Origin of the sequence: Microtetraspora fusca (assembly GCF_001570365.1) — a bacterium.
Taxonomy (GTDB): Bacteria; Actinomycetota; Actinomycetes; order Streptosporangiales; family Streptosporangiaceae; genus Microtetraspora; species Microtetraspora fusca.
Genome location: NZ_BBYK01000080.1, coordinates 1 through 15,861, shown reverse-complemented (window position 1 = coordinate 15,861; position 15,861 = coordinate 1). Strand labels below are relative to the sequence as shown.

General features: G+C 66.3%; 9 protein-coding genes and 2 pseudogenes. 7 read left to right on the top strand and 4 right to left on the bottom strand.

The features are described 5' to 3' along the window. Positions 1-125: 125 nt before the first annotated feature. Positions 126-223 (bottom strand): annotated as a pseudogene (locus AWQ68_RS43170) (IS5/IS1182 family transposase); the annotation flags it as partial. 424 nt (positions 224-647) lie between these two features. Here AWQ68_RS43170 and AWQ68_RS36705 point away from each other — a divergent pair. Then, the gene (locus AWQ68_RS36705; RefSeq protein ID WP_218007201.1) at positions 648-1,784 is read left to right on the top strand and encodes an MFS transporter; all 1,137 of its coding nucleotides are present in this window, start codon (positions 648-650) and stop codon (positions 1,782-1,784) included. A gap of 500 nt (positions 1,785-2,284) precedes the next feature. Here AWQ68_RS36705 and AWQ68_RS36700 read toward each other — a convergent pair whose 3' ends face one another. Beyond that, positions 2,285-3,718: an amidase gene (locus AWQ68_RS36700; protein ID WP_066950238.1), complete on the bottom strand. Its 1,434-nt coding sequence runs from the start codon at positions 3,716-3,718 to the stop codon at positions 2,285-2,287. Between the two features lie 149 nt (positions 3,719-3,867). Here AWQ68_RS36700 and AWQ68_RS45450 point away from each other — a divergent pair, with 149 nt between their 5' ends. Beyond that, positions 3,868-4,842: a LuxR C-terminal-related transcriptional regulator gene (locus tag AWQ68_RS45450; protein WP_066950235.1), complete on the top strand. Its 975-nt coding sequence runs from the start codon at positions 3,868-3,870 to the stop codon at positions 4,840-4,842. A 341-nt stretch (positions 4,843-5,183) separates the two neighbouring features. Here the strand turns inward: AWQ68_RS45450 and AWQ68_RS36690 are convergent, their stop codons facing one another. Together AWQ68_RS36690 and AWQ68_RS36685 are read right to left on the bottom strand one after the other, a co-directional pair. Continuing rightward, the gene (locus tag AWQ68_RS36690; RefSeq protein ID WP_084464813.1) at positions 5,184-8,171 is read right to left on the bottom strand and encodes a galactose-binding domain-containing protein; all 2,988 of its coding nucleotides are present in this window, start codon (positions 8,169-8,171) and stop codon (positions 5,184-5,186) included. Between the two features lie 69 nt (positions 8,172-8,240). Next, positions 8,241-9,317, bottom strand: a complete 1,077-nt coding sequence (locus AWQ68_RS36685) for an ROK family protein (RefSeq protein WP_169809056.1) — start codon at positions 9,315-9,317, stop codon at positions 8,241-8,243. 676 nt (positions 9,318-9,993) lie between these two features. Here AWQ68_RS36685 and AWQ68_RS36680 point away from each other — a divergent pair. The 5 genes and pseudogenes from AWQ68_RS36680 to AWQ68_RS36660 all read left to right on the top strand — a co-directional run. Then, the gene (locus AWQ68_RS36680; RefSeq protein WP_066950227.1) at positions 9,994-11,886 is read left to right on the top strand and encodes a tetratricopeptide repeat protein; all 1,893 of its coding nucleotides are present in this window, start codon (positions 9,994-9,996) and stop codon (positions 11,884-11,886) included. 69 nt (positions 11,887-11,955) lie between these two features. Then, a complete protein-coding gene (locus AWQ68_RS36675) occupies positions 11,956-13,281 on the top strand; it encodes an ABC transporter substrate-binding protein (RefSeq protein ID WP_084464811.1) in 1,326 nt (441 codons plus the stop codon). Between the two features lie 11 nt (positions 13,282-13,292). Beyond that, the gene (locus AWQ68_RS36670) at positions 13,293-14,273 is read left to right on the top strand and encodes a carbohydrate ABC transporter permease (protein WP_066950222.1); all 981 of its coding nucleotides are present in this window, start codon (positions 13,293-13,295) and stop codon (positions 14,271-14,273) included. Next, on the top strand, positions 14,273-15,121 hold the full coding sequence (locus tag AWQ68_RS36665) for a carbohydrate ABC transporter permease (RefSeq protein ID WP_218007200.1): 849 nt from the start codon (positions 14,273-14,275) through the stop codon (positions 15,119-15,121). Before AWQ68_RS36670 ends, AWQ68_RS36665 begins: the two co-directional genes overlap by 1 nt. A 210-nt stretch (positions 15,122-15,331) precedes the next feature. Then, a pseudogene (locus AWQ68_RS36660) lies at positions 15,332-15,861 on the top strand (endonuclease/exonuclease/phosphatase family protein); the annotation flags it as partial.

Here is a 15,861-nt window from a genome sequence, read left to right as displayed (position 1 = left end):
CGCCTTCGGTCACGTCCACCGAGGTGGTGTACGAGCTGCCACCGCGTGATCCGAAGGACCGGACCGGGTCGCCGGTCGCCGGTCGCCCACATCGACGTGAGGGTCACCTCGGCGTCGATTCGGTCCAGAACCTCGTGCAGGACCGGGCCCTGGGCGGCGAGGACGTCGACGCCTTCGTGCAGGTAGCGGTAGCCGTGGCCTGGGAGACACCGGCGTCGCGGGCCGGGCAGTGGACGCGTCCGCGCTCATGCGGTGGCAGATATGATCTTGTTCGTACCAGGGCTTTACATCTGTCCACGGCCAGGCCCGGTCCGTCCTGCCTGCTCACGCATGGAGTGGTTCATACCGCTTCACATAGATCATTTCGCTGAGAAAACGTCACTCAGCGCAGAGTCCGGAACCTGCTAAGGTCTCCGCGTGCTCATTGTGATGTTCATCTGACGGTCCTGGGTTTCTCCCGCCCAGGTTCTGATCCGTTGAGGGTGCGGCCTGTCATGCCCTCCGGATTTCGATAACCGTCAGACTCTGCCGGCCGCGATATGACGCCGGTCGCACATCATCGGAGCTTCTTCGTGCTCGCAGTGCTTCTCCTTCCTGGCGCGCTTCGCGCCTTCCTCCCCGCCCTTATCGGTCGGTCCGCTCTCGCGATGGGCGGTCTTGCCCTCCTCCTCGCCGTCCAGGACAGTACGGGGTCGTACACGCAAGCCGGTTTCGCAACAGCGGCGTTCGGAATCGCCAACGTCATCGCCGCCCCCTGGCGCGCCCGGGCCATCGATCGATTCGGTCAACGAATCGCGCTCACCGCCATGGCGTCAGGCCAAGCCTCAGGGTTCATCGCTCTCGCGCTCATCACAGAAGCCGAGGGAATTGCGGATATCTGGTTCCTCATTTTCAGCGTGGTGATCGGCCTGGCATCGCCGCCTCTGGGGGCGGCGATGCGAATGATCTGGGCGTCGCTCACGACGGCCGGTGACCAGCGAACAAAAGCCTTCAGCATCGACGCGGTGTGCGAAGAGCTCCTTTTCGTCGCCGGCCCCGTCGCCATCACCGTGGTCATTGTCGCCAGTTCTCCCAGCACCGGGCTCTGGGTGACCGCGGCAGCCGTTTTCCTCGGCACCGCAGCGATGACGTCCAGCGCGTCGTCGGGGGCGCTTCGCGGAACAGGAGGGGGCGTCGCGCGAGGTGATCGCCCGCTGCGCCGGCCAGGTTTCGCAAGGGTATTGATCGTCCTCCTAGGCGTCGGTGGTGTACTTGGCGTCGCGGAGATCGCAGCGCCGGCAGCCGCTGCGCACCATGATGCTGTCTCAGCTTCGGGCTGGCTCCTGGCAGCCTTCGCCGGCGGAAGTGCTCTCGGAGGCTTTCTCTATGGGCAGCTGAACCTCAAGGCAGGAGTCGGCAAGAGACTGTTCGCCCTGTGCGTCAGCATGGGGCTCGCCGCGGTGCTGGTGTCGCAGTTGAACACACTCGGTCTCTTCGCTGCGGGCCTCGCGCTCGTCGGCCTGTTCCTCGCTCCGTCTCTCATCACCGGGTACCTCATCGCCGACACCATCGTTCCGGAAACCAGCCGGACGGAAGCGTCGACATGGATCAACACCTCCGTAAACCTCGGCGCATCGGTGGCATCCGCGGCAGCTGGAATCGTCATCGACAGTTCTGGCGCCTGGTTCGCCCTTTTGCTCGTGGGAGCGATCGCTCTCACGCTCGCCTCAGCTGTGCCCTTCACACGACTGCGCACGATGGAGCCACCTGCGGTCCACGCTCTCGATCGTTGTGAGAACAGCTGATCAGCAACCCTGCGGGCCGCCGTCCGTGCGCTTTGTGGTGAGCGCTGTGTCCACCCGGGCCATCTCCTTTTACCAGGAGCCGCAGTGCGGCCGGTCGCCTTCGTAGAGCGCGTGAGGTACGTCCAGGGCTGCTACTCCGTCGGCGATGTTCCGCGAGGAACTCGGCGTCGAAGCGGAGATCGGCGCAGAGGTCGCCACCCGGGCCGAGGACCATCTGGTCCTTGGCGAGCACGTCCGTCCGCGCTCTTCTACTGCGGACGGCTCCCCCTGGCGGTGGTCACCGGCCGCCAGGGGTGCGCCGACGTGGACGTCCTCACCGCCCGGATACGGCGATCATGGGCGGAGCCGGCGAGAGCCGCTCGCCGGCCGCACAGGGCCGCTGTCCCCCGCTGCTGTGCTCGAATGACAGCACCTCGCTCACGGCCACCGATGACGGTGGCCGGATCGGCGAACAGCTCGTCGGTTTGCCCGAACCCCGGCCCGGCAGGCTGGTGCCGTAGTCACCCCACCGTGACGGCCGGCCTGCGATGGGCCCAGGGCAGGGCCCGCTCCAGGTCCGCGGCCAGGCCGAGCAGCGTCGCCTCCTGGGCCTGCCCCGCGCCGAGCTGCACCCCGATCGGCCAGCCTTCGGCCGAGGTCGCGAGGGGCAGCGAGATCGCCGGCATACCGGTCACATTGGCCCACGCGGTGAACCCGGCGAAGGTGAAGATCCGGTCGTACCAGCCGCGCGCGCCGAGGTCGGGCGCATTGGCGTCGAGGTGGCCGAGGGGAGCGTTGGGCGCGCAGGTGGTCGGGGTGAGCAGCACGTCGTACTCGCCGAAGAACGCCGCGAACGAACGCGTGGTCATGTTGAACACCCGGTCGGCGGCATGGAGATCCTGCGCGCGCAGGTCCCGGCCGTGCTCGGCGCAGGCCAGGGTGGTCGCCTCCAGGGTGTCCGGGCCGGGGGTGGCGCCCAGTACGGCGGCGATCTGGTCCACACTGTCGGCGAGGAAGCTGGTCCAGGCGATGAAGTTGGCGTCGTCGAAAGCGTCCGAGTCGATCGCCGGGGCGGCCTCGACCACAGTGTGGCCCATCGACTCAAGCTGGCCGGCGACCCGGCGCACGGCGTCGACGCACTGCAGATCGACTTCTCCGTGGCCGGACATCGGCGTCGTGGTGAACGCGATCCGCAAGGGCCGGCTCCCCGCCTTGACCTCGTCGGCGAACGGTCGCCGTGGATCCGGCAGCAGGTAGCGGTCACCGGGTTCCGCGCCGTACACCGCGTCGAGCAGCCGCGCACAGTCGCGTACGGTGCGGGTGACCGCGAACTCGATGCCCAGCCCGAGCAGCGGGTCGGCGTAGTCGGGCCCGACCGTGATGCGGCCGCGGGTGGGTTTGAGCCCGACCAGCCCACAGCAGCCGGCGGGGATGCGGATCGAGCCGCCGCCGTCGTTGGCGTGTGCCACGGGCAGGGCCCGGGCGGCGACCAGGGCGGCGGATCCGCCGCTGGACCCGCCCGCGCTGCGGGTCAGGTCCCACGGATTGCGCACCGGGCCGGTGGCCACCGGCTCGGTGCTGGCGTTGAACCCCAGCTCGGGGGTCGCCGTCACGCCCATGGTCGCCAGCCCGGCCGCGCGGAACCGTGCCATCAGGTAGGTGTCGGCAGGCATCGGCACACCGCCGCCGAGCAACCGGGAGCCGGCCCGCTGCGGCACCCCGGCCGCGTGCAGGACGAGATCCTTGATCGCGAAGGGCACTCCACCGAAAGGGCCGTCGTCGGCGTGGTCGAGCGGTGCGTCGAACCTGGCCCCGACCATCGCGTTGAGCCGCGGCTGGACCGCGTCCAGCGCGGCACCCGCTGCCGCGTGCACCTCCTCGGGCTTCACCTGCCCCTGGCGGATCAGGTCTGCCAGCCCCGTCGCGTCGTACGACGCATACTCGTCGACCCGCATGTTTCCTCCTCGGAAAACGAGCCCGGCAGGGCCACCGGGCGGTGGCGACTCTAGAAACACGGCAGGTCGCGGGCGTCGGCAGATCGACCGAGGCGTGACGCGTATCCGTCTTGTATCGGGCTCGTGCGGGCCCATACGGTGTTCGCGTGATGCCGGACACATCGGGGCGGCTGCGGGCCGCCCGCGAACTGCGCGGCTTCATCCGGCGCGCCGGTCGGACCGCGACGTCGCCGGGCATCGGCCGCGCGGCACTCGAGGCGCTGCGCGGGGTGCTGCCCTACGACTGCGCCGCGCTCGCCCGCTGGGACCCGCTCACCGGCCGGCATGCCACCGTGGCCGCCGTCGGATATCCGCCCGACGCGCTGCGCTTCATGGACCACCGGATGCACGCCGATCCGCTGTACGCGCAGGTACGCCGCGATCGGGGCCCGCTGCGGGTGCGGGACATCCCCCGGCCCCGCCGCCGCGGCCCGGTCTTCGACGCCGTAATCGACCCACTCGGGTTCGCCGACGGTCTGACGCAGTGCCTGTTCGCTCGCGACGGTCGTTACCTGGGGATGCTCAACGCAAGCACCCTCACCCGCGGCCATCCCGACGACGACGCGGTCACCATGCTCGAACTCCTCGCCGACGACCTCGGCGACATGCTCGACCCGATCCCGGCGGCCAGCCCGCCCACACGCGCGCTGGCGGGCGGTGACGCCGAAGGTCTACTCGTCACCTGCGCCGGTGTGACCGCACTCTCCGCCAACGCCTGCCCTGACCTCACCGCCACCGGGTCACCGCTGCGCCCGGTGCTCGACGCCGCCCTCGCCGGACGGCAGCCGCCGCGCCGCCTGCTCGTGCTCACCGGCACCCGGTTGTTCACCGTCACCCTCGACGGCGACACCCACGGCGTCGTCGTCCTGCATCGCCCGGCCGCGGCGCCGTTCGGCCTCACCTTGCGCGAGCTCGAAGTCCTCGACGCGGTCTCCCGCGGGCGGACCAACGCCGAGATCGCCCGTGCCCTTCACATCACCCCGCGCACTGTCGCCACCCACATCGAACACGTACTGACCAAGACCGGCGCGCCGAACCGGGTAGCGGTCACCCGGCTCGCCACCCAGCTCGGCCTGCTGATCTAAGAGTCCGGCGCGGGCCTTACGCCTGCCGAGAATTCCATTCATGCAGCTCAAGCGGCATTTGAGTACTCGCGGAGGACTCTGCCGAGCCGGTCTCGTGGCGTGATTGGACAGACCCGTGCTGCCGGTTCTCGTGATGTGGACTCCGGCCAGGGCGACGGGGTCCGTCCGGCTCTTCTGAGGATGCGCCAGGTTCGGTGGACTCATCGGCAGGATCTCATGGGCGGACGAGCGATCCCGTGCGCGAGGCGCTGTGTCGATTTTCAGGGATGGGCGGCCCGATCCCGCCCCGAGGGGGATCAGGCCGCCTTGGTTCACATTCCTAGCCGTCATCAGGGGACAACCTAGAGGTGCTTCCTCCCGTTGACGGTGAAGTTGGTGATGTGTCCGCTGGGGTTGGCGGAGTTGAAGGTCATGTTGACCCGCAGATAGCGGGCGGTCGCATTGACGGTGTAGCTGTCACCGGTGCTGGTGGCCGGCGCGTTGTTGTTCTTGGTTGCGATTGTGGTCCAGGTGGTGCCGTCGGTGCTGGCCTGGATGTTGTAGTGGTAGAAACGGCCGTCCACGTAGTTGGTGATGGTGACGTTGCTCAGGTCGTAGACGTCTTGCAGGTCGACCTGCCACCACTGCGGAAGCGGCCCGGCGCCCCAGTAGGACCCTGTGTTCGAGTCGACGGCTCGGTCTGGGGTGGCTCCGGGCTCGCTGCTCTGGGCCGTGGCCGGCTTGTCCAGTGCCAGATTGGGTGCCGGTTGTCCGTAGACGGTGAAGTTGGTGATGTGTCCGTTGGAACCGGCGGAATTGGACGTCATGTTGACCCGCAGATAGCGGGCAGTCGCATTGACGGTGTAGATGTCACCGGTGCTGGTGGCCGCTTTATCGTCGTTCTTGGTTGCGATTGTGGTCCAGGTGGTGCCGTCGGTGCTGGCCTGGATTTCGTAGTGGTAGAAACGCGAGCCGTCCGCGTAGTTGGTGATGGCGACGTTGCTCAGGTCGTAGACGTCTTGCAGGTCGACCTGCCACCACTGCGGAAGCGACCCGGCGGCCCAGTAGGTTTCCGAGTTCGAGTCGACGGCCCGGTCTGGAGTGGCGCCGGGCTCACTGCTCTGCGCCGTGGCCGGCTTGTCCAACGCCAGACTGGGTGCCGGCAGTCCGTAGACCGCGAAGTTGGTGATGTGTCCGCTGGAACCGGCGGAATTGGACGTCATGTTGACCCGCAGATACCGGGCAGTCGCATTGACGGCGTAGCTGTCACCCTTTTTGGTGGCCCGAGTATCGCCGTTCTTGGTTGCGATTGTGGTCCAGGTGGTGCCGTCGGTGCTGGCCTGAATGTCGTAGTGGTAGAAACGCGAGCCGTGCACGTAGTTGGTGATGGCGACGTTGCTCAGGTCGTAAATGCCTTGCAGGTCGACCTGCCACCACTGCGGAAGCGGCCCCGCAGCCCAGTAGGTTTCCGAGTTCGAGTCGACGGCCCGGTCCGGGGTGGCGCCGGGCTCACTGCTCTGCGCCGTGGCCGGCTTGTCCAACGCCAGATTGGGAGCTTGCCCGACTGGCTTGAGCTTCAGCGTCTGCTCGGCCGCCGTGCGGGCGCCGCCCACAGGATTGCCAGTCGTATCCGTCCAGGACCGCGGCGGGGTGGTCTCGGCCAGGCGGTTGGAATCCGACGACATACCGAGAACGAGACCGCTGTACCGGTTGACGAGCCGGTACGACTTGGATGGTGACGTGTTCTCGACGATGAACCACTGCTGTCCGACACTCCAGTTCACAGGGGTAGCGGTGGGCTGGGTCCCCCATGCGCGGGAGGCTGTGGTGGTGGAGTCGACTCCGAGGGCGTGCCCCGTGCCGGCGTTGATGATTGTGTACGACCCGTCCCCGTTGGGGTGGAACGACCAGGTTTTCAGGGGGGAGCCGTTGGCTGGGGACAGGGAAGTGGTCGCCGACGAGCCGGATACCTGGGCGAGAGTCCTGCCGTTGCCGGTGATCTGGTACGTCAGGCTTGGGTCGACCGGCGCGGCCGGGCTGGAGGTGTCGACGGTGATGTTGCGCCATTCCGCCCTGCCGCTCGGGCAGTTGTAGTCGCAGTATTCCCGATAGGTGCGACCCACGATCGTCCCGCTGGCCTTGCTTCCCGAATCGGCGAACCAGTGATACCAGTAGTCGCCGTAGGTGATGTCTCCGGTGTCGCCGATCTGGCGCCACTTCTGCGTCGAGAGATCATCGGTCACGAACAGCGGCTCGGCATGCCGGGAATCGTTCGGGTTGATCGGGTTGGCTGCGGCGAGGTACAAACCCAGGTAGGCGTTGTAGGTGACGCTCATGTACAGCAGTGGCGACTGGCCGGGCATTTCGCCTGCGGCTACCTGTTCGTCGATGTAGCCGGTGGTGGCCGGGTCGTATTCGTCGGCGACGGGGGTGTAGCCGTTGGGATTCGACGACGTCACCGGGACGATGTTGCTTTCCTTGCCGCCGACGCCCGGCTCGATCCAGGCCCCGTCGTACCACTTTTGCCAGGTTCCGGTCGCCATCTTGCCCGATATCGGGGCTCTGGCCACATGTTCGTGCCGCATGTTCCAGTTGCCGGAACCGCCGGGTTTGTTGATGATCTGGGAACCGTAGTAGACGTAAAAGTAGCCGGATGCCGCATCGACGAACAGGCGCTGGTCGCCGCCCCCGTAGTAGTACGTCTGGTTCGGGAACGCCGCCGTGTCACCTCGGTTCGTGCTGTACGGCGAGGTGATCGCGTGGCCCTTGATCTCCCAGGTTCTCCCCTGGTCGGTCGAGACGGCGTAGTCGATCGAGTCGTAGTGCATCCCGTCGCGGAACGGGCCCATGGTGAACTCGTTGTGCACCAGACCGATCCAGTCACCGGTGTCCGGATCGACCCAGGTCCCGATGAGATCGCAGTAGTTCTTCTGGAGCGTGCTCCCCGGGGGAATGGTGGCGATGAGGCCCGTCGGGCTGTTGTTGCAGCGCCATGTCGTGTTGTTGTTGCGGTCCAGGCTGTTGGCCGGGTTCACGGCATCGCTGATCGCTGACGATCGTGATGCGTCGTCCAGATTCGTGCCGGTGAAGAAGTCCCAGTGTCGCGGGTCGTTCGGGCCGTACAGGGCCGCGGACTGCTGGGTGTAGAAGGTGCCGTCCTTGTCGATGAACAGCGACGCCGGGGAGTCGCTGACGTACTGGTTGCGGCCTGAGGCCCCCGTCGTGACGGTGTACGTGGTGTCCGGGGGAAGCGGGGGTGCTGCCGACGCAGCCGCCGGCGTCGCCACGACGACCGCTGTGGTCGCGATGGCGGTACTGAAGGCCACCAGAATCCGGCCTAAACCTGGCATGAACCCTCCTCTATTTTTCGGAGGCACATAAATAAGTGCCTTGAGTAAAGAGGCGGGTCCGCCAGGTTGTCAAGGGGCCATCCGTATCGCGGCCGGCGTCAGCTGGGTGCCGCTGTCCAGTGCCGTTATGCGCTGCTTAACGGTGTCCAGGGCCAGCCGGACCGCGCCGAAGCCCACCGACTCCTCTCCCAGCTGTGAGACCTCCAGGCGTGGACTGTGGGGGCAACTGCGGGCCAGCCGTTCACCGAGGAGAGGGAGGAGCAGATCGGCGGCGTAGGCGAAGCCGCCGCCGAGTACCACCAGGTCAGGGTCGATCGTCAAGGCCATGGCCGTCAGCCCGCGGGCTACATCGGCGGCGAACTGCTCCACGGCCGCGACGGCGGTGGCGTCGTGGTCGCGTGCGGCCTGGAACACCTGTTTGGCGGCATGGTTGCGATCGCTTGTGGGGTCGTGCGCGGCCGAGGCCAGCCGTTCTGCGGCGTCGTGCCAGCCGAACTCGCGGATCTCCCCGATTTCGCCGGCGGCGCCGGCCGAGCCGCGGTGGAGTTGGCCGGCGATGACGAGCCCGACCCCCAGCCGTACACCGGTCAGCAGGTAGATCATGTTGTCCGCACGGTGTCCACGCCAGCGTTCGGCCAAAACGGCGAGGTTTCCGTCGTTGGCCACGGAGACCGGGCAGCGCAGAATGCCGGCCAGGTGCTTGCCGGGGTTAACCCCCACCCAGCCAGGAAGCACGACTGACTTGGTGACGCTGCCGTCCGGGCCGACGATGCCCGTGGTTCCCACCGCCGCGGCCCACACGCCGACCCCGTCGAGCTTGGCGGCAGCAAGCGCTGCCCGCAGTACGGCCTCGGCGGCGGCCAGTCGGTCGGGCGCGGAATCGTGCGGTGACACCTTGACACGGTGGCTGCCGACGATTGTCCCGGCGAGGTCGGCGACATAGACGGAGATCGCGTGCGCTCCGATGTCTATACCGGCCACATGACCGACGTCGGCCCGGAACCGGTACCGGCGCGCCGGCCTCCCCAGGCGTTTCCCGTTCGTATCGGCCTCGCCGCCGACCAGCCAGCCGTGCGCCTCCAGCGACTCGGTCACCACGTTCGCTGTGCGCCACGACAGCCCGGTCTGGTCGGCGATCTCCCGCATTACGCGAGGGGTCCCATCACCTAGCACGGCCAGCACTGACAGCTCGTTGGCTCGGCGAACTATCGTCTGATCCCGGGCGGCACTTGGGATCGGCTCGGTCACGACCCTGCCCTCTCCATTGACATCTACCTCGGGCTTTGCGGTACTTCCCGCGATTTGTACGCGCCTACGAAAATACAGGAGGAGCTGCGGGCACTGGACGGCTTGAAGCGACCGCATGCACGCCGCAAGGCCACTGCCACGCCCTGCGAGCCGTTGCGGTCGGCGTCGCGTCCCGTCGGCCTGTCGGCCCGGCGACGCGTGGGACAACAACTTCGCATGCGGCCGGAGATCGGAGATATCCCTGGTGACGTCCGCCTGCGACATGCGGGGTCTCTCCTGTGCAATGCCACGAGCGCGACGGGGTGCTTGCGCCTGACCTGCGCTTGGGTGCGCCGGGAACGAATCGGTAACGGCATGGCCGCCGCCTCTTGACGATGCACATGGTCTCGGCTTTTACTTCGAGCACTTATTTATGTGACTTTCAAAAGTCTGCCCTGTCCGGGAGCGAGGAATACCGGACCTCGTCTCCGGCGGGTCGATCGATCCCATCTGAAGGTGGTTGGCGAATGAAGGCGACATTGGCGACGGCCGTTGTGGTCACTCCGGCAGGACGACCCGTCGCTGGGGTGGGCCGATGAGCAAGGTCCGTCTGTCGGCCATGAGAATCCCAGCAGCCGATCTGGGCCACGACAATCCGCTGCCCCCGCTGGTTACCACGGAGCTGGTCACCGCTCCCCCGCAGGTGGCGGAGGCCGATGAGGCCATGGCTCGCAACCTGAGCTACGGGCGGGTGGCGTCGGTGCTGCCGTACACCGTTCAGGACGGATACACCCGGGACCTGACCGACCGGACACTCCCTACCGCGGTTGTCGAAAACAACGTCCTGCGGGCCGAGTTCCTTCTCGGCCTGGGCGGGCGGATGTGGTCGCTCGTGCACAAGCCGACCGGGCGGGAGTTGCTGCACCGCAACCCCGTAGTGCAGTTGGCGAACCTGGCTCTTCGGAACGCCTGGTTCGCCGGCGGCGTCGAGTGGAATCTGGGCACGACCGGCCATACTGCCCTGACCTGCGCGCCCGTACACGCCGCTCGGGTTCTCCGGCCTGATGGCACCGAGGTGCTCCGGTTGTGGGAGTGGGAACGGATGCGCGGGCTGGTGTATCAGCTCGACGTGTGGGCCCCGACCGACTCACAGGTCTTGTTCGTTCAGATCAGGATCCTCAACCCGAATCCGCACGATGTGCCGGTTTACTGGTGGTCCAACATCGCCGTCCCGGAGCAACCCGGCATGCGCGTGCTGGTGCCCGCGTCGCACGCCTGGCGCGGACATGACGGCGTGACGCTCGAGTATGTCACCGCCCCCACCGGTGATCCCTTCGCGTTGGAGCGCGCTACTGATCACTTCTTCGATATTCCTCGCGAGAGGAGAAAGTGGATCGCCGCACTCGAGGCGGACGGTTCGGGCCTGGTGCACACGTCAACAGACCGGCTGGCTGGACGGAAGCTTTTCGTATGGGGCCAGGGCACTGGCGGGCGACGCTGGCAGGAGTGGCTGTCCCCGCCAGGTTTGCCCTATCTGGAGATTCAAGGCGGCCTGGCCCGCACGCAACTGGAACACCTTCCCCTGCCTGCCGGCGAGAGCTGGTCGTGGGTCGAGGCTTATGGGCTGCTGCGTGCGGACGGCGATCCAGAGGCGGCACTCGAGGCCATGCTGCCGAGGTCCACCATGGACGGCATCGAGGGATGCCTCGACCAGGCACCCACCGAAATGCTCTACGCGGGTTCCGGCTGGGGCGCGTTGGAGTCCCGGCTGCGCCGGCTCGACCTGCCCGGCACCCCCTTCGCCGCTTCCACCCTGGGCTTGGATCAGGAGCCTTGGCTGCAACTGCTGGAAACCGGTCAGATGACCGCGGGATCGCCCACGAAGGCACCGGTGTCCTACCAGGTCGGCCCCGCGTGGCAGGCGCTCCTGGAGGCGGCTCCCCCGAACTGGACAACAATGCTGCATCTGGGCGTCGCGCTCCACCACTCCGGCGATGCCGACGGCGCGTTCTCGGCATGGACGTCGTCAGTGGCCGACGCACGTAACCCATGGGCACTGCGCAATCTGGCCGTTCTCGCGCGGCAGTCCGGCGACGTCCACCTGGCGGCGAACCTGCTTCGCGAAGCACACGAAATGGTGCCGCTCGTGCACGCGCTTGTCGTGGAAACCCTGGACGCACTTCTGAAAATCGATCCCTCAGAAGCACTGAAGTTCGTTGACGAGCTCGCCCCCGAGCTGCGCACACATGGCCGGATCCGCATGCTCGAATGTATGGCCGCGGTCGGGGCCGGCCGACTGGAACGGGCAACGCGCATTGCCGACACCAGCCTGGTCGTCGACGACCTACGCGAGGGCGAGGACTCTCTCGGCGAACTGTGGTTTCGCTACCACGAGGCCCGTGCCGCGGCTATCGATCCTTCACTGCCGTGGCAGCGCGTGCGTGAAGAAAACCCCGTCCCTGCACCCTACGACTTCCGGATGGGGTGACACCGCACCGTGCCTCCAAACGGATCCACAGCACGTGGGACGACTGTCTCAACTGAAAGGAGGAGGTCGATGAGGATTTTCCGGCAACGGCGGTTGTTCCTCGCCGGCGCGGTCACGATGTTGGTCACGGCACCCCTTGCCGCCTGTGGCGGCAAGGGGGCCGCCACCGATGCGGGTGGCGAGCTGACCTACTGGTCCATGTGGAAGCAGGGCGAGGACCAGCAGAAGGTGCTCCAGGCCGCCATCAACGAGTTCACGAAAACCACCAAGATCAAGGTCAAAGTCCAGTGGAGCGGCCGCGACGTGCTCAAGACCGTCGCTGCGAGGTTGAACACCGGCAACCCTCCTGACCTGACTGACCAGGACGGCGGCGCGATCGCCGGCAACCTCGCGAAGGTCGACGGCGTGATGGGCCTCGGTGACGTGTACTCCGCGACCATCGACGGCGAAAGCAAGAAGGTGGGCGACGTGATCCCCGCCGGCCTGCTGAACACGTACAAGGCGAGCAACGGTGAGCCCTACATCGTGCCCTACGAGGTCGTGGGCTCGACCATCTGGTACAACGCCGCCGACCTCGACAACGGCCTGGCCACCGATCCGCCGGCGACCTGGGATGAATTCATCGCCTGGCTCGACACCCGGAAGGCGAAGGGCCGGACGCCGCTGGCGCTCGATGGGGACATCAAGTTCTACGACGCCTACTGGACCACTTGGTCAATCATCCGCCACGGCGGTGTCGGCCTGCTCAACAAGGCCGCCCAGGACAAGACCGGCGCGACGTTCGACGACCCCGCGTTCCTCGCGGCGGCGAAGGACATCGAGAAGCTGATCAAGGGCGGCTACATCGTCAAGGACTTCAATGGAACGAAGTGGCCGGCGCAGCAGAACAACTGGGCCGCCGGCAAGACGCCGACCGACATCTTGCTCATGGGCACGTGGGCGCCGAGTGAGACCGGTCCGCAGGCTGCACCCGGGTTCGAGTACCGCTCATTCCCCTTCCCCTCGGTCACCGGAGGCAAGGGTAACGGCGCCGCTGATGCCGGGGTTATCGGTTTCGCCATACCTGCCAATGCCAAGCATGCCGCCGAAGCCAAGAAGTTCATTCAGTTCTTCATGAACAAGGATCGTCTTGGCGGAATCTCGTCCGAGGCCAAGAATCTCACGCCGCGTGCCGACGTTGCCGCCCCGGCCGCGCTCGCCGACTACCAGAAGGAGTTCGTGGCCGCCGGCTCGAACTTCTTCCTGCCCGGTGACAACGCCTCCGCCGTCGCGCCGCAGTGGGTGAGCAACGTGTGGGAGCAGGCCAACGCTGACTTCTTCAACGGCAAGCTGGACGCGGGCGGGTTCGTCAAGCGACTCAAGGACGAGACTATCAAGCTCTACAAGAACGGCTGATAGATCCGCAAATGACCGACAACATCGCGAGCGGCGGTGCTGCCACCGCCGCCCAGACCGCACGCTCCTCCCGGAGATCGGCCCCGTCGAAGCAGGTCGGCGCCCTGAGCCGGCAGCGCAGCAAGCTGTACTGGCCATTCATCGCACCGGCTCTCGTGGTGTACCTGGCACTCTTCTTCGGCCCGGCACTGGCCGGCTTCTGGATCAGCTTCCAGTCGTGGCGCGGCTCCGGGGACCAGATGCAGTTCGTCGGTACGCGAAACTACGTGCGCCTGTGGAACGATACCGCTTTCATGACCGCGTTCGGCAACTCCATGAAGATCCTGGTCATCTGCGGCGTGGTCATCTTTGTCCTGGCCTTCCTGATCAGCGCGGTTCTCCGTGAAATGCGGTTTCGCAAGGGCCTGCAGGCGCTGCTGTTCCTTCCCTACATCATTTCGCCGATAGCCATCGGTGTGGGGCTGGGGCTTCTCCTGGATCCGAACGGCCTATTCAACACCGGGCTGCGAGGAATAGGCCTCTCGTCGCTCGCCAAGCCCTGGCTGTCGCCGGACCGCCTGTTCGCCACCATCCTCATCGGCATCGTGTGGGTCACCACTGGCTTCTATGTCATGCTGCTTATGGCCGGCGCCGACCGGATCCCGGGTTACTTCTACGAAGACAGCCAGCTGGCGGGGGCAAACAAGTTTCAGCAGTGGTGGTATGTGACACTGCCGCTGAGCTGGGACGTCATCGCCATCTCCGCGGTGCTCTGGGTCATCAACTCGCTGAAGATCTTCGAGTTCGTCTACGCCTTCACCGGCACAACCGACGCCCCACCCGAGCAGGCGCGCACAGTGCCGATCTACCAGTTCGTGATGACAATGGGCGGTCGTAATCCGGCGTACCAGATGGGTTACGGGAGCGCAATGGGCGTCGTCATGGTAGCGCTGGTCGTCGTTCTGGTCGTGCTAGTACGGCGGGTCATGCGCCGCGAGGCGGTGACGTATTGATGAGTAAATTGCTGGTCCGTACGGCACGCAGCTTCGTGTGGCTGTGGGCCGCGTCCAACGTCTTCCTGTTCGCCTGGATCGCGTTCACGTCGCTGAAAGACAGCCGCGAAGTCTTCGACTCACCGCTCAATCTCCCGGCCAGCCCGCGATGGGGCAACTATGAGAGCGCATGGACCGTGTCGCAGATGGGCGAAGGCTTTCTCAATTCCGTCGCCATCGTCGCGGCGGCATCAGTCACCACGATCGCCCTCGCAGCTCCGGCCGCGTACATGCTGGGCCGGCGTGACACGCGTACGGCCGGGCCGCTGACCACCTTCTTCGCCGTCGGCATGGGCATACCACTCCAGGCCGTGATCATTCCCATCTTCGTGCTGACGCAGAAGGTATCGCTGATGTTCAGCGATACGTTCGGCTGGTGGGACGACCGCATCAGTCTGTACGTCATCTACGTGGCCATGTCGCTTCCCTTCAGCATATTTCTGCTGACCGGCTTCTTCCGAACGCTGCCTCCTGAGATGGAGGAGGCGGCCGCTCTCGACGGAGCCGGCGGGCTACGCACATTCGCCAAAATCATGCTCCCACTGGCCCAGCCAGGCCTGATCACCGCGCTCATCCTGACGGTGGTCAGCCTGTGGAACGAGACCCTCCTCGCCCTGATGCTCATCGTGGAGAACGACAAGTACACCCTGCCACAGGCATTGCTTGGCCTATATCAGACCATGCAGTACACGTCGAATTGGGGCGGTCTATTCGCGGGTGTCGTCATCGTGGTACTGCCGATCATTATCATTTATACCTGGCTGGGCAGCCGGATTATGGAGGGTATGACAGTGGGCGCCGGAAAGTGAGATGCCGCTCGCGATCCGCGCGCTTGCCGACATTTATGGTCGCTGGAGAGCGTCTCTCACTGGGGAAGTGTTTCGGCGTTGAACACCGATCGCGAGAACGCCAAGCGTTTCCCTCTCCGGCGGATAGGACCTCGGGAATACGTTCAGCTCGTAGAGCGCGCGTCCGTGGAAACCACCGAACTTCGACCGACTGACGAAGAAGGGTCTTCAATGCCCCGTTTTCTGGCCCTGACCATCGGGCTGCTGGTCGCCGTGGCCCTGCCCGCCATCCCGGCTCACGCCGGTACACCTGACGGCACGCTCGCGCTCCGGACAGCGAGCGTGAAGACCGGTAACCCGATCGAGCTGTCCTACTCCACGCCGCGTCCCGACGCCAAGAACTGGATCGGCCTCTACAACGACCCTGGCAACGGGCCGGTGGACCAGAAGTACGTGGGCCCCTCGCTGAAGTGGGTCTACATCCCCTCCGCCGCCGGCGCGGCCACCCTGCCGACCGACGGCCTGGAGCCCGGTAACTACGTCGCCTACGCCCTGGCGAAGGACGGCTACGAGTGGCTCGCGCCGCCCGCCAAGCTGAAGATCGTGAGCAGCGAGCCGCTGCACTTCGTCACCGGCGACTTCACCCTGCGCAACGCCCGCGCGAAGTCCCCGTACGCGGCCACGGTCAAGGGCACGGTCCGCGGCCCCGAGGCGACGTTCCGCAAGGTGGACGGCCCGGAATGGGTGCGGATCGGCGAGGA

Bases quoted from the DNA above. Each gene is read 5' to 3' on its own strand.
- AWQ68_RS36705 (WP_218007201.1), top strand. From the start codon at position 648: ATGGGCGGTCTTGCCCTCCTCCTCGCCGTCCAGGACAGTACGGGGTCG.
- AWQ68_RS36700 (WP_066950238.1), bottom strand. From the start codon at position 3,718: ATGCGGGTCGACGAGTATGCGTCGTACGACGCGACGGGGCTGGCAGAC.
- AWQ68_RS45450 (WP_066950235.1), top strand. From the start codon at position 3,868: ATGCCGGACACATCGGGGCGGCTGCGGGCCGCCCGCGAACTGCGCGGC.
- AWQ68_RS36690 (WP_084464813.1), bottom strand. From the start codon at position 8,171: ATGCCAGGTTTAGGCCGGATTCTGGTGGCCTTCAGTACCGCCATCGCG.
- AWQ68_RS36685 (WP_169809056.1), bottom strand. From the start codon at position 9,317: ATGCGGGAGATCGCCGACCAGACCGGGCTGTCGTGGCGCACAGCGAAC.
- AWQ68_RS36680 (WP_066950227.1), top strand. From the start codon at position 9,994: ATGAGCAAGGTCCGTCTGTCGGCCATGAGAATCCCAGCAGCCGATCTG.
- AWQ68_RS36675 (WP_084464811.1), top strand. From the start codon at position 11,956: ATGAGGATTTTCCGGCAACGGCGGTTGTTCCTCGCCGGCGCGGTCACG.
- AWQ68_RS36670 (WP_066950222.1), top strand. From the start codon at position 13,293: ATGACCGACAACATCGCGAGCGGCGGTGCTGCCACCGCCGCCCAGACC.
- AWQ68_RS36665 (WP_218007200.1), top strand. From the start codon at position 14,273: ATGAGTAAATTGCTGGTCCGTACGGCACGCAGCTTCGTGTGGCTGTGG.